This is a genomic window from Streptomyces sp. NPDC058620 (assembly GCF_042717135.1).
GTDB lineage: Bacteria > Actinomycetota > Actinomycetes > Streptomycetales > Streptomycetaceae > Streptomyces.
Genome location: NZ_JBHXQO010000002.1, coordinates 18,429 through 31,814 on the forward strand (window position 1 = coordinate 18,429; position 13,386 = coordinate 31,814).

13 protein-coding genes and 1 pseudogene are annotated in these 13,386 nt (G+C 69.3%); 3 read left to right on the top strand and 11 right to left on the bottom strand.

All coding sequences use genetic code 11. The features are described 5' to 3' along the window. Nucleotides 1–24: 24 nt before the first annotated feature. Nucleotides 25–226, top strand: a pseudogene (locus ACFWSK_RS02380) (hypothetical protein). A gap of 33 nt (nt 227–259) precedes the next feature. On the opposite strand, the gene ACFWSK_RS02385 reads toward ACFWSK_RS02380, so the two are convergent. Continuing rightward, on the bottom strand, nt 260–640 hold the full coding sequence (locus ACFWSK_RS02385; protein WP_383780848.1) for a metal-sensitive transcriptional regulator: 381 nt from the start codon (nt 638–640) through the stop codon (nt 260–262). 199 nt (nt 641–839) lie between these two features. Between ACFWSK_RS02385 and ACFWSK_RS02390 the strand changes: the two genes are divergently transcribed. Both ACFWSK_RS02390 and ACFWSK_RS02395 read left to right on the top strand, forming a co-directional pair. Further along, complete coding sequence (locus ACFWSK_RS02390) at nt 840–1,460, top strand: DUF47 domain-containing protein (protein WP_073720505.1); 621 nt, start codon at nt 840–842, stop codon at nt 1,458–1,460. Nucleotides 1,461–1,465: 5 nt separating this feature from the next. After that, a complete protein-coding gene (locus ACFWSK_RS02395) occupies nt 1,466–2,464 on the top strand; it encodes an anion permease (protein ID WP_383780850.1) in 999 nt (332 codons plus the stop codon). Between the two features lie 130 nt (nt 2,465–2,594). Here ACFWSK_RS02395 and pstB read toward each other — a convergent pair whose 3' ends face one another. The 10 genes from pstB to ACFWSK_RS02445 all read right to left on the bottom strand — a co-directional run bounded on the left by pstB (nt 2,595) and on the right by ACFWSK_RS02445 (nt 13,363). Beyond that, the gene (gene pstB, locus ACFWSK_RS02400) at nt 2,595–3,371 is read right to left on the bottom strand and encodes a phosphate ABC transporter ATP-binding protein PstB (RefSeq protein ID WP_383780853.1); all 777 of its coding nucleotides are present in this window, start codon (nt 3,369–3,371) and stop codon (nt 2,595–2,597) included. Nucleotides 3,372–3,410: 39 nt separating this feature from the next. Further along, a complete protein-coding gene (pstA, locus tag ACFWSK_RS02405; RefSeq protein ID WP_383780856.1) occupies nt 3,411–4,493 on the bottom strand; it encodes a phosphate ABC transporter permease PstA in 1,083 nt (360 codons plus the stop codon). Then, nucleotides 4,490–5,482, bottom strand: coding sequence for a phosphate ABC transporter permease subunit PstC (gene pstC / locus ACFWSK_RS02410; protein WP_383780859.1), 993 nt, complete (start codon nt 5,480–5,482; stop codon nt 4,490–4,492). Before pstC ends, pstA begins: the two co-directional genes overlap by 4 nt. Before the next feature lie 120 nt (nt 5,483–5,602). Further along, on the bottom strand, nt 5,603–6,739 hold the full coding sequence (gene pstS / locus ACFWSK_RS02415; RefSeq protein ID WP_383780862.1) for a phosphate ABC transporter substrate-binding protein PstS: 1,137 nt from the start codon (nt 6,737–6,739) through the stop codon (nt 5,603–5,605). A gap of 371 nt (nt 6,740–7,110) precedes the next feature. Further along, nucleotides 7,111–7,530 (bottom strand): NUDIX hydrolase, encoded by a 420-nt coding sequence (locus ACFWSK_RS02420; RefSeq protein WP_383780865.1) that lies wholly within the window; start codon nt 7,528–7,530, stop codon nt 7,111–7,113. After that, nucleotides 7,527–8,555, bottom strand: a complete 1,029-nt coding sequence (locus tag ACFWSK_RS02425) for a CHAD domain-containing protein (protein ID WP_383780867.1) — start codon at nt 8,553–8,555, stop codon at nt 7,527–7,529. The genes ACFWSK_RS02420 and ACFWSK_RS02425 overlap by 4 nt, the downstream gene beginning before the upstream one ends. Then, entirely contained in the window at nt 8,542–10,794 is a 2,253-nt protein-coding gene (locus tag ACFWSK_RS02430; RefSeq protein ID WP_383780870.1) for an RNA degradosome polyphosphate kinase, read from the bottom strand. The genes ACFWSK_RS02425 and ACFWSK_RS02430 overlap by 14 nt, the downstream gene beginning before the upstream one ends. 270 nt (nt 10,795–11,064) lie before the next feature. Further along, a complete protein-coding gene (locus tag ACFWSK_RS02435) occupies nt 11,065–12,054 on the bottom strand; it encodes an ABC transporter permease (RefSeq protein ID WP_383780873.1) in 990 nt (329 codons plus the stop codon). Next, nucleotides 12,051–12,956 carry an ABC transporter ATP-binding protein gene (locus tag ACFWSK_RS02440; protein ID WP_383780876.1) on the bottom strand — a complete coding sequence of 302 codons (906 nt, stop codon included), beginning with the start codon at nt 12,954–12,956 and terminating at the stop codon, nt 12,051–12,053. The genes ACFWSK_RS02435 and ACFWSK_RS02440 overlap by 4 nt, the downstream gene beginning before the upstream one ends. Beyond that, nucleotides 12,953–13,363: a GntR family transcriptional regulator gene (locus ACFWSK_RS02445; protein WP_383780879.1), complete on the bottom strand. Its 411-nt coding sequence runs from the start codon at nt 13,361–13,363 to the stop codon at nt 12,953–12,955. The genes ACFWSK_RS02440 and ACFWSK_RS02445 overlap by 4 nt, the downstream gene beginning before the upstream one ends. Nucleotides 13,364–13,386: the final 23 nt, after the last annotated feature.

Here is a 13,386-nt window from a genome sequence, read left to right on the forward strand (position 1 = left end):
AGGAGTCGGCGACGGCAGAGAGAGGTGACGCACGTGGTGACGCTCAGCGCCCCGAATGCTCAGGACTGTTTGGCTCTGGCCGAGATCGAACTCTGCGGCGAGCTCATGATCGCGGCCTCTGCCGCCCGTGAGGACCGGCTCAGTCCCGACCGTATCGACGAGGTGCTCAACGTCAGGACCGGCGACCGGTAGCCGGTTCCCCGGCAGGCCGGCCCGCCGGGGGTGACATCCCGCACGTTGAGCGGGGCCACGCTTCGGCTCATGTACGGAGCAGGCGGGCGATCGCCTTCGTGGCCTCCTCGACCTTCGCGTCGATCTCCTCTCCGCCCTTGACCGCCGCATCGGCGACGCAGTGGCGCAGGTGCTCCTCGAGGAGCTGGAGTGCGAAGGACTGGAGGGCCTTGGTGGACGCCGAGACCTGGGTCAGTATGTCGATGCAGTAGACGTCCTCGTCGACCATCCGTTGCAGGCCGCGGACCTGGCCCTCGATCCGGCGCAGGCGCTTGAGGTGCTCGTCCTTCTGGTGGTGGTAGCCGTGGATACCGCGGTCGTGGTCGGTGACGACGGTGGCCGTTGCGGCTTCCGTGCCCGGCTCCGCACCCGCGGAACCGTTTGCCTCAGTGGCCTCGGTGGTGGTCATTGCATCCTCCCGTTGTCTGTTGCCCCAGCGTCCATATACCCCTGCCGGGTATATGGTACCGAATCCAGCCGAAACGTGACCGGGGGTCCGTGTTGATCACTGTGCCCGATGGGCGACACTGAATAACGCCGGTTAGCCGTGGCCGGATGATGCGCCTAGCATCAGCCTGACCGAATCCAAAGCACCCCGAGGACCCCACGTGCGCTTTCGTCTGACCCCCAGGGAGACGAGCTTCTACGACATGTTCTCCGCATCCGCGGACAACATCGTCACGGGCTCGAAGCTCCTGATGGAACTGCTCGGGGCGGATTCTGCCTCCCGAGTCGAGATCGCGGAGCGTATGCGGGCAGCGGAGCACGCGGGGGACGATGCCACCCACGCGATCTTCCACCAGCTCAACTCCTCGTTCATCACGCCCTTCGACCGCGAAGACATCTACAACCTCGCCTCGTCGCTCGACGACATCATGGACTTCATGGAGGAGGCCGTCGACCTGGTCGTGCTTTACCAGGTCGAAGAGCTCCCCAAGGGCGTCGAGCAGCAGATCGAGGTACTGGCCCGGGCGGCGGAACTGACCGCCGAGGCCATGCCGAGCCTGCGGACCATGGAGAACCTCACCGAGTACTGGATCGAGGTCAACCGTCTGGAGAACCAGGCCGACCAGATCCACCGCAAGCTGCTCGCGCAGCTCTTCAATGGCAAGTACGACGCCATGGAGGTGCTGAAGCTCAAGCAGATCGTGGACGTGCTGGAAGAGGCCGCTGACGCGTTCGAGCACGTCGCGAACACCGTGGAGACCATCGCGGTCAAGGAGTCCTGAACCTCGTGGACACCTTTGCGCTGATCGTGACCATCGGTGTCGCGCTCGGCTTCACGTATACGAACGGCTTCCACGACTCGGCGAACGCCATCGCCACCTCGGTCTCCACCCGGGCGCTGACCCCGCGTGCGGCCCTGGCGATGGCCGCCGTGATGAACCTCGCGGGCGCCTTCCTGGGCCAGGGGGTCGCCAAGACCGTCAGCGAAGGGATCATCGCCACGCCCGAGGGGTCGAAGGGGATGGGAATCCTCTTCGCCGCGCTGGTCGGCGCGATCATCTGGAACCTCGTCACCTGGTACTACGGCCTGCCGTCCTCGTCCTCGCACGCCCTCTTCGGCGGCATGGTCGGCGCGGCGCTGGCCGGCGGGACGATGGTGCACTGGGACGGCGTGCTCGAGAAGATCGTCATCCCGATGTTCCTCTCGCCGTTCGTCGGTCTGATCGCGGGCTATCTGGTGATGGTCGGCATCATGTGGATGTTCCGGAACTCCAACCCCCACAAGGCCAAGCGCGGGTTCCGCATCGCGCAGACGGTCTCGGCGGCGGGCATGGCGCTCGGGCACGGACTTCAGGACGCGCAGAAGACGATGGGCATCGTGGTGATGGCCCTGGTCATCGCCGATGTCGAGGGCCCCAACGACGAGATTCCCGTGTGGGTGAAGATCGCCTGTGCGCTGATGCTCTCGCTCGGTACGTACGCGGGCGGCTGGCGCATCATGCGTACGCTCGGCCGGAAGATCATCGAGCTGGACCCGCCGCAGGGGTTCGCGGCCGAGACGACCGGTGCGTCGATCATGTTCGGCTCGGCGTTCCTGTTCCACGCGCCGATCTCCACGACGCACGTGATCACTTCCGCGATCATGGGTGTGGGCGCCACGAAGCGGGTGAACGCCGTGCGGTGGGGTGTCGCCAAGAACATCATCCTCGGATGGTTCATCACCATGCCCGCGGCGGCGCTGGTCGCCGCGCTGAGCTACGGCCTCGTGCTGCTGCTCTTCGGGTGACCGGGACGCGGTGACCGCTTCGGCATCGCTCGCGCACATGGGTCCGCCCCGCTCTCCAGGAGGAGAGCGGGGCGGACCCTTTGCCGTGCGGGTGGCACCGCCATGCAGCACCCGCAGGCGTTCAGGGGGTTTATCCGAAGCGGCCGGAGATGTAGTCCTCCGTGGCCTGGACGGACGGGTTGGAGAAGATCCGCTCCGTCTCGTCTATCTCGATGAGACGGCCCGGCTTGCCCACCGCCGAGAGGTTGAAGAAGGCCGTGCGGTCCGAGACGCGCGCCGCCTGCTGCATGTTGTGCGTCACGATGACGATCGTGAAGCGTTCCTTCAGCTCACCGATCAGGTCCTCGATGGCGAGGGTCGAGATCGGGTCGAGGGCCGAGCACGGCTCGTCCATGAGGAGCACCTGCGGCTCGACCGCGATGGCGCGGGCGATGCACAGACGCTGCTGCTGACCGCCGGAGAGACCGGAGCCGGGCTTGTTCAGGCGGTCCTTGACCTCGTTCCAGAGGTTCGCGCCGCGCAGCGACTTCTCGACCGTGTCGCTCAGCTCGCTCTTGCGGTACGAGCCGTTGAGCCGGAGGCCCGCCGCGACGTTGTCGAAGATCGACATGGTCGGGAACGGGTTCGGGCGCTGGAAGACCATGCCGACCGTGCGGCGCACGGTGACCGGGTCGACGCCGGCGCCGTACAGGTTCTCGTCGTCCAGCAGCACCTTGCCCTCGACGCGGCCACCGGGGGTGACCTCGTGCATCCGGTTCAGGGTGCGCAGGAACGTGGACTTGCCGCAGCCGGAGGGGCCGATGAAGGCGGTCACGGAGCGGGGCTCCACGGTCATCGAGATGTCCTCGATGGCCTTGTGGCTGCCGTAGTAGGCGGTGAGACCGCCGATGTCGATTCGCTTGGCCATGGGGATCACTGCTTCTTTCGGAGGTCGCTGTTGGCCGCGTCAGCGACCGGTCTTGGGGGCCTTCCAGCGGGCGATGCCGCGAGCCACCAGATTGAGGAGCATGACGAAGACGATCAGGACCAGTGCAGCGGCCCAGGCGCGGTCGTACGACGCCTCGCTGCCGATCTTGTACTGCTCCCAGATGTAGAAGGGGAGAGACGACTGGGCGCCTTCGAAGGGGTTCGGGTTGATCAGCTGGGCGCCGAAGACGAGCAGCATGATCGGTGCGGTCTCACCGGCGATACGGGCGATGGCGAGCATGACGCCCGTCGTGATGCCGCCGAGCGCGGTCGGGATGACCACCTTCAGGATGGTGCGCCACTTCGGGATGCCGAGGGCGAGGGACGCCTCGCGGAGCTCGTTCGGTACGAGCTTGAGCATCTCCTCGGTGGAGCGGACCACGACCGGGATCATCAGGATCGTCAGGGCCAGCGAGCCCATCAGGCCGGACGGCTGGAGACCCGCCATCAGCATGATCGACAGGATGAACAGACCGGCCACGATGGACGGGATACCGGTCATCACGTCGACGAAGAAGGTGACGGCCTTGGCCAGCGCACCCTTGCCGTACTCGACCAGGTACACGGCGGTCAGCAGACCGAGCGGGGCGGAGATCACGGTGGCGATGCCGACCTGCTCCAGCGTGCCGATCAGTGCGTGGTAGACGCCGCCGCCCGGCTCCGTGCCGAGCACTCCGGCCATGGAGTGGGTGAGGAAGTAGCCGTCCAGCACCTTCATGCCGCGGCTCACCGTCGTCCAGATCAGGGACGCGAGCGGGACGATCGCGAGGAGGAAGCAGACCCAGACGAGGCTGGTGGCGAGGCGGTCCTTGGCCTGCCGCTGGTTCTCGACCGCGGTCGTCGCGATGTACGAGATGACCACGAACAGCAGGGCGGAGATCAGACCCCACTGGATGCGGCTCTCCCAGCCGGCCACCGTGCCGATCCCGACGCCGAGGGCGATCGAGACGGCGGCGAAGCCGAGCGGGGCCCAGCGGGGGAGCGACCGGCTGCGCAGCGTGGTCTTGCTCTCGGGCGGTGTGGGCGTCGGACGTTCCTGGACGCTCGTGTGTGTGGTGCTCATGCGTTGGCCCCCGAGTACTCCTTGCGGCGGGCGATGATGAGCCGCGCGGCGCCGTTGACCAGCAGGGTGAGGACGAAGAGGACCAGACCGGAGGCGATCAGGGCGTCACGCCCGAGCTGGTTGGCCTCGTCGAACTTCGCGGCGATGTTCTGGGCGAACGTGCCGCCGCCCGGGTTGAGTACATGCAGCGAGATGAGGAAGCTCGGCGAGAGGACCGTGGCTACGGCCATCGTCTCCCCGAGCGCACGGCCCAGCCCCAGCATCGAGGCGGAGATCACGCCTGAGCGGCCGAACGGCAGTACCGAGAGGCGGATGACCTCCCAGCGGGTGGCGCCCAGGGCGAGTGCCGCTTCCTCGTTCATCTTCGGGACCTGGAGGAAGACCTCACGGCTGACGCTCGTCACGATCGGCAGGATCATGATCGCCAGCAGGATGCCGACGGTGAAGAGCGAGCGGGCGACGCCGACCTCGGTCTTCTCGAAGATGTACGTCCAGCCGAGGAACTGGTCGAGCCAGAGGTTCAGGCCCTCCAGATACGGCACGAGGAAGAGGGCGCCCCAGATGCCGTAGATGATGCTCGGCACTGCGGCCAGCAGGTCGACGACGTACGCGAGGGGCGCGGCCAGTTTGCGGGGCGCGTAGTGCGAGATGAAGAGGGCGATGCCGACAGCGATCGGAACCGCGATGGCCATCGCGATGATCGAGCTGACGACGGTGCCGAAGAGGAGGACCGCGATGCCGAAGACCGGCGGGTCACCGGCCGGGTTCCAGTCGAAGGTGGTGAAGAAGTTGCCTTCGTCCTTCGAGACGGCGAGAGCGGCGCGGTAGCTCAGGAACACGGCGATGGACGCCATGAGCACGAGCAGCAGAATGCCCGAACCCCGCGAGAGGCCCAGGAAGATCTTGTCGCCTGCGCGCCCGGTCGACTTGGCGCGCTCTGGTTGGGCGGGCGGGGCCGGTGGTGTGTCTATCGGTGTGATGGAAGCCATGGTCTTTCCGGTCTGTGTGGGGGAGCGAGTGGCTCCCCTGGCGGCGGTGCACCGGATGGGGCTGGTGGCGGGCCGGTCCGGAGGGGTGCGCCGGACCGGCCTGCCGTGGGTTGCCGAGTGTTACGAGAGACCGGCGACGGTCTCGCGGACCTTGGCGTTGATCTCGGCCGGGATCGGCGCGTAGCCGGCCTCGGTCAGGACCTTCTGGCCCTCGTCGGAGGCGGTGTAGGTCAGGAACGACTTGACCGTGGAGAGGGTGTCGGACTTGTTGCCGGCGTCGCAGACGACCTCGTACGTCACCAGGACCAGCGGGTACGCACCCTCGGCCTTGGTGGTGTAGTCGAGGTCGAGCGCCAGGTCCTTGCCGGTGCCCTTGATCTTGGCGGCGGCGATGGCCTTGGACGCGTTCTCCGAGGTGGCCTTCACCGGGGTGGCGCCGCCGGTGTTGATGTCCACGGTGGTGATGGACTGCGAGGAGGCGTACGAGAGCTCGAAGTAACCGATCGCGCCGTCGACCTGCTTCACCTGGGCGGCGACACCGGAGGAGCCGGACGCGGCCTGGCCACCGGGGGCCGGCCACTTCTTCTCGGCCTCGTACTTCCAGTCACTCGGCGCTGCGGCACCGAGGTACTTGCCGAGGTTCTGGGTGGTGCCGGAGTCCTCGGAGCGGTGGAACGCCTGGATCGCCTTGTCCGGCAGCTTGGCGCCTTCGTTGAGCTTGGCGATCGCCGGGTCGTTCCACTTCTTGATCTTGTTGTCGAAGATCTTGGCGAGCGTGGAGGCGTCCAGCGTGAGGCTGTCGACACCCTCCAGGTGGAAGCCGACGGCGATCGGGCCGCCGACCATCGGCAGGTTGATGCCCTGGCCGGTCTTGCAGATCTTCTTCGACTCGGTGACCTCTTCGGGCTTCAGCGCCGAGTCGGAGCCGGCGAAGCCGACGGTGCCCTGGTTGAAGGCGATGATGCCTTCGCCGGAGGAGGAGGACTTGTAGTTGATCTCCACGCCCGAACAGGCGGCCATGTAGTTCTTGATCCAGAGGTCCATGGCGTTCTTCTGCGCGCTGGACCCGGAGGCGAGGAGCTGACCCTTGGCGCCGTCGCACTTGATGTTCGTGGCGGCGTTGGTCTTCCCGCCGTTACCACCGGTGTCGCCGCTGGTGTTGTCGTCCGAACCGCACGCCGTGAGGACCAGGGCGCCGGAGACGGCGAGGGCACCGAGCGCGGTGGCACGAAGCCGGTTCTTGCGCTGAAGCTTCACTTTTCGGGTGTTCCTTCCAGGAGCCGCCGTGGTTGTCTCGTTCTACGACGGCGTGCGATGAGGAAAGGTGCTGTGGCTTGGCGCCGCGCACCGTGTACGTCCGAAATTAGGCAGAACAGGTGAAGCCGCCTACGGGGCAGGGTGAACGGAAGGTGAACCGTGTCGGGCAGGCTGGTTCTGGTGGCCGTGTCCGTGTGGCTCGCTGTAGTGCGCCGGTTCCTGAGCGCTGGTCCTGGGTGCGGTTCCGTCCTCGTCCCGGGCCCCGGTTCCGTCCTTGAGCGCCGGACGGGCCGTGGTGGTGCCCCGCTCCTTCGGTGGCCGGTTCGGGGTGGTCCGGGGCGCCTCCGGAGGGGCTTCGGACCACCCACCGGTCAGGCGGACCGCAGCACGGTCATGAGGGCGTCGAGCTGGTCGTGGTCGCGGGCGCGGGTCAGGCGGTTGCGGGCTGCCACGGGGGAGAGCCAGAGAACGCGGTCGACCTCGTCGTTCGGGGTGAAGGAGCCGTCCGTGGCCTCCGCCGCCCAGTACGCGACCTCTTTCGGCCGGCCGTTCACCTCGTACCGGGACGTGGGCAGCCGGGCCCCCGGAGCGCACCGGTGGCCGGTCTCCTCCAGGACCTCGCGCAGCGCGCCCGCCAGCGCGGGCTCGCCGCGCTTCAGCTTGCCCTTGGGGAACGACCAGTCGTCGTACCGGGGCCGGTGCACCAGGCAGATCTCCAGCCCCCCGTCGAACGGCGAGCGGCGCCACAGCACGCAGCCGGCGGCCAGGACGGGGCCGGCCGGCCCGCTCATGGCCCCGTCACGGCCGCCGCGTACGGCCAGGTCTCCCGGAAGACACTGCGGGCCGCCTCCACCTCGTGCCGCTGGTCGGCGTGGAGCACCCCGAGGGCGTACGCCGTCGCCGGGGCGATCCGAGGGGTCCGGGCGGCCGCCGCGGCGGCCGAGGCCGCCTCCGCCGCGTCCCGGTGCAGATCGAGTGCCTTCCCCGCCCCCGCCAGGACCGGATCGGGCGTGCCCCGCACCACCTCGTCGGCGTAGCGGTGCAGGCGCAGCAGCAGACGGGCCTGGTGCCAGGGCGCGTCCTGCGCCTCGTTGTACGGCTCCACCGTCTCGTCGGGCGGCAGGGCCGCCACCGCGCCGAGCAGCCGCTTCTCGGCGCGTTCCGCCGGGCCGTACAGCACCTCGGCGGCCGGAGCCGCGGCCGAGGCGGCCAGCGGCACGTCGGAGGCGAGCAGCGCGATGGCGTCGGCGACCGCGTGGAAGCGGGAGGAGCCGAGTGCCTGGAGCGCCGCGGAGTGGGCGCGCGTCCGGGCGAGGGTCAGCTGCCGTTCGAGGAGTGCCCCGGCCCGCGCGGCACCGACGCCGAGTGCGGCGCGTTCCTTGTCGGAGGCGGTGGCGTCGGAGCCCGGTGAGCCAGGTGAGCCCGGTGTGGCGGTACGGGCGCCCGGCAGCGACGTTCCCGACAGCGCGTGCAGCGCTTCGAGCAGCCGGGTCAGGCGTGTGGCGTACGCGTGCTCGCGGGCGAGCGTGCCGGAGAGCCAGGCCAGTTCCGTACGGAGCTGGTCGGCCCAGTTCGCGTCGAGCAGCCCCCGGAACGTATGCAGGGACCCGCCGATCCGGCGGGCCGAGCGGCGCAGCGCACCGGCCGCCTCGTCCGCGCCACGGCTGCCGCCGTCGGTGGGCGCGCTGTGTTCGCGGTGCAGCCGCAGGCTGCGCAGGAAGTCTCCGGCCTGCTCCTGGAGGTACGGTCCGAGGACCCCTCCTGCGGAGAGTTCCGCGGTCTCCCGCGTCGTGGTCTGATGATCAGGGCGTCGCACGCCGGCGCCTCCGGGCGTCAATGAGCATCTCTTGTACGTGCCGCAGCGGCTGCCCGTCCCCGTCCGTGGCGTGCCGGGTCCAGTTCCCGTCGGGACCGAGGTGCCAGGAGGAGGTGGTGTCGGCCATGCCTGTTTCCAGGAGCCGGCTGAGGGCCGCGCGGTGGGCGGGGTCGGTGACCCGGACCAGTGCTTCGATCCGGCGGTCGAGGTTGCGGTGCATCATGTCGGCGCTGCCGAACCAGACCTCGGGCTCTCCGCCGTTGCCGAAGGAGAAGACCCGGGAGTGCTCCAGGAAGCGGCCCAGTATCGAGCGGACCCGCACGTTCTCGGAGAGGCCGGGGACGCCTGGGCGTATCGCGCAGATGCCGCGTACCCAGATGTCCACGGGGACGCCCGCCTGCGCGGCCCGGTAGCAGGCGTCGATGATCGCTTCGTCGACCATCGAGTTGACCTTGAAGCGGACGTACGCGGGGCGGCCCGCGCGGTGGTGGGAGATCTCCTTGTTGATGCGGGCGATCAGCCCGTCGCGCAGGGACTTCGGGGCGACCAGCAGCCGCCGGTACGTCTCGCGGCGTGAGTAGCCGGAGAGCCGGTTGAAGAGGTCCGAGAGGTCCGCGCCGACCTGCGGGTCGGCGGTGAGCAGGCCGAGGTCCTCGTACAGCCGGGCCGTCTTCGGGTGGTAGTTGCCGGTGCCTACGTGGGAGTAGCGGCGCAGGGTGTCGCCCTCCTGGCGGACGACGAGCGACAGCTTGCAGTGGGTCTTCAGCCCGACGAGGCCGTAGACGACATGGCAGCCGGCCTCCTCCAGCTTGCGGGCCCACTTGATGTTGGCCTGCTCGTCGAAGCGGGCCTTGATCTCGACGAGGACGAGGACCTGCTTGCCGGACTCGGCGGCGTCGATCAGGGCGTCCACTATGGGGGAGTCGCCGGAGGTTCGGTACAGCGTCTGCTTGATCGCCAGGACGTCCGGGTCGCCCGCCGCCTGCTCCAGGAACGCCTGGACGGAGGTGGAGAACGAGTCGTACGGGTGGTGCAGCAGGACGTCCCGTTCGCGCAGCGCGGCGAAGATGTCGGGCGCGGACGCGGACTCGACCTCGGCCAGGTCGCGGTGGGTGCCCGCGATGAACTTGGGGTACTTGAGCTCGGGCCGGTCCAGGGACGCGATGCCGAACAGTCCGGTGAGGTCGAGCGGTCCCGGCAGCGGGTAGAGCTCGGTCTCGGAGATCTTCAGCTCGCGTACCAGCAGGTCCAGGACGTACGGGTCGATGGACTCCTCGACCTCCAGCCGGACGGGCGGGCCGAAGCGGCGCCGCATGAGCTCCTTCTCCAGGGCCTGGAGCAGATTCTCGGCGTCGTCCTCCTCGACCTCCAGGTCCTCGTTCCTGGTGACCCGGAACATGTGGTGGGCGAGGACCTCCATGCCTGGGAAGAGCTCTTCCAGGTGGGCCGCGATGACGTCCTCGATGGGGACGTACCGCTGCGGCGACGCCTCCAGGAAGCGGGTGAGCAGCGGCGGCACCTTGACCCGGGCGAAGTGGCGGTGGCCGCTGACGGGGTTGCGTACGACGACGGCGAGGTTGAGCGAGAGTCCCGAGATGTACGGGAAGGGGTGCGCCGGGTCGACGGCCAGCGGGGTCAGTACGGGGAAGACGCGCTGCCGGAAGAAGGTGAACAGGCGGGCCTGCTCCTTCTCGGTCAGATCGGGCCAGCGGATCAGCTGGATGCCCTCGTCGGCCAGTGCGGGCGCGATGTCCTGCTGGTAGCAGGCGGCGTGCCGGGCCATGAGTTCGCGGGAGCGGGTCCAGATGAGGTCGAGGACCTCGCGCGGCTGGAGCCCGGACGCGGAGCGGGTGGCGACCCCGGTGGCGATGCGGCGCTTCAGGCCGGCGACGCGGACCATGAAGAACTCGTCCAGGTTCGACGCGAAGATCGCGAGGAAGTTAGCCCGTTCGAGGACGGGGGTCGCGGGGTCCTCGGCCAGTTCGAGGACGCGTTCGTTGAACGCGAGCCAACTGCGCTCCCGGTCCAGGAAGCGGCCCTGGGGCAGTTCGTCGCCGTCGCGGTCCGGTTCGTACGCATCCGCGTCGGCGTCGAGACCGGGGTCCAGATCGGCGGCGGTGGAGAAACCGACGCCGTTGGACGCCGAGTCGGCGACGGCGCGTGGCCGGTGCGCGGCAAGCGAGCCGACCGACGGCTGGGTGGGCTGGACCGGGACCTCGGAGCTGGGCTGCTGGCTCATGGACCTATTGTTCCGCGTCGACGGCTCAAGAGGCGCGTCGGAGCCGGGAAAGATCGCGGAAGGCCCGGCGGACCCACGAGGTCTGCCGTTGCGGGGGGCGGGCACAGCTGGCTGCATCCCGTGAGGGTCGCAAGCGCGTCTGAATGGCCGGTAACGGCGACATGACATGCAGGCTGCGGTGTGACTGCGGTGCGGTCGCTCGTACACCGTGGGTGAACCCCCTGCCCGGACTCCCCCCGGGGCCCGGACAGGGCGGCTTTCACGGCCGGGTCAGCTGTGCAGGCGGCGCAGGGCCCGGAAGGCCAGGGCGACGGCGATCGCGGCGAGGGCGAGCAGGATGCCGGTCTCGACGAGCTGGAGGGGCCAGAAGTGGGAGGCGGGGTGGACCTCGGCGAAATCGGTGACGCCGCCGCGCTCGCGCATGCAGGCCATGGAGTCGAAGTGAGGGCTGGTCCCGAGGCAGTCCTGCCAGAGCAGCTTCTCGCCGGATGCGGTGAGCATTCCCCCCTCGACGTGCCAGCCGCTGCCCCACGACATGTCCTGGCCGCGATGCTGAACGGTCGGCCACAGTTCGTAGCGGCGCTCGGAAAAGCCGAGCATGATCACGCCGAGTGCGAGGGCGGTGGCGGACATGGACAGCAGGGTGCGGCGGATGAGCACGGCGCACAGTGCGCCGAGGGCAACCGCGAGCAGCGCGTAGGCGAGGGCTACGGGGCCGATGCCGGGGAAGACGCCGGGCCCGAACCAGGAGAGCCCGAACGAGCGCGGCTTTTCGCGGAGGACCGTCCATCCCCAGCGGTAGACGACGGACAGGGCCGTGATCCCGATGACCGCCACGGCGGCGGGAACGGCGAGCCGTGCTGCCAGCCACTGGGCGGGCGAGACCGACTGGGTCCACGCCATCCGAAACGTGCCGCTCTCCAGCTCGCGGGCGATCAGCGGGCCCGCGACGAAGACGCCGATGAGGCCTGCGAGTACGAGCAGAACCGTGCCGCCGTCCGACAGGAACAGCTCGGTCGACGTGCGTGCGTAGGTGGGGAGGTAGCTGCCGTCGCCACACCGGGTGGTGTCGCCGTCGGGGCACCGCTCCTTCCCGGACGCCACCCAGATCTGGAGCGCGACCATGACACCGATGCCGACCACCACCAGGGCGCCCGCGCCCCACAGTGCCTTACGGTGCTGGCGCAGCAGGACGCGGACCGGGCCGCGCTTGTTGCCGGTGTCCGGTGCCGGGCGATGCGGTGCGGTGAGCGTGCTCATGCGGACGCCACCGCCTCACGGCTCTCGTGACGCGCGCTCGGTGTGAGGAGTGCCGGGGCGTCCGGCGAGCGGAGGTGGGCCAGGAGGAGTTCCTCCAGGGACGGATCCGTCAGGTCCCAGGCGGTGGCGTCCACCGGGCCCTCCTTCCGTACGAGTGCGGTGAGCTGACGGCCCGTCGTGCGGGACTCGACGACGGTGTGCGGGGCGAGGTCCCGGGCCTGCCCGGTCAGTACGGCGTGCGCGGCGACGATGTCGTCCGTCTCGCCGCCGAGCCGGACCCGTCCGCCGTCGACCAGCAGGACGTAGTCGCAGGCGCCCTCCAGCTCCGTGAGGATGTGCGAGGACATCACGATGGTGGTGGAGTGCTCGGCGGCCTCCGCCATCAGGACGCCCATCAGCTGGTGGCGGGCGAGCGGGTCGAGGTCGGCCATCGGTTCGTCCAGCAGCATCAGCGCGGGCCGCTTGCCCAGCGCCAGGGCGAGGGCGAGCCGGGTGCGCTGGCCCCCGGAGAGCGAACGGACCTTGGCGTCCTGCGGGAGCGACGAGGCGACCCGGTCGGCCGTGGCCCGGTCCCAGCTCGCGGGGTTGAGCTCCCGGCCCGCCCAGAGCGTGTCGGCCACGGTGAGCTGCGGGTACAGGGGCCTGTCCTGGGACACGTACGCGATGCGGTCACGCGTGTCGCCCGGTGCGCCGGAGCCCAGTACCCGGACCGATCCCTCGGTCGGCCGGAGCAGCCCGGCCGTCAGTGCGAGCAGGGTGGACTTTCCCGCCCCGTTGGGTCCGACGAGGGCGCAGACCCGTCCGGCGGGCAGCCGGAACGAACAGTCGCGAAGCGCCCACCCGCCCGCCCCGCGGCCGTACTTCATACCGAGGCCGTTCGCCTCGATCGCGGAGCCTGTCATTGGTCCTTGTCCCCCTTGAACGTGCTGTCCAGTACGGCGGTGAAGAGCGCACTCACGTCGTCCTTCTCCAGTCCTGCGGTGCGGGCACGGAGTACCCAGTCGGTGAGCTCGGAGCGCAGCGGCGCGTCGGTGGCCGTCGCCGCGCTGCCGAGCGTGCGCCGGACGAAGGTGCCGAGCCCGCGGCGTGCCTCGACGAGGCCCTCGCGCTCCAGTTCGCGGTAGGCCTTGAGCACGGTGTTGGGATTGATGGCCGTGGCCTCGACGACCTCGCGCGCGGTGGGCAGCCGGTCGCCCGGCTCCAACACGCCCAGGCGCAGGGCCTGTTTGGTCTGCTGGACGATCTGGAGGTACGTGGCGATGCCGCTGCGCCGGTCGATGCGGAACTCGACCGCTGCGGGCTCTGCCATGTTCACCACCCTTTCACTAATTG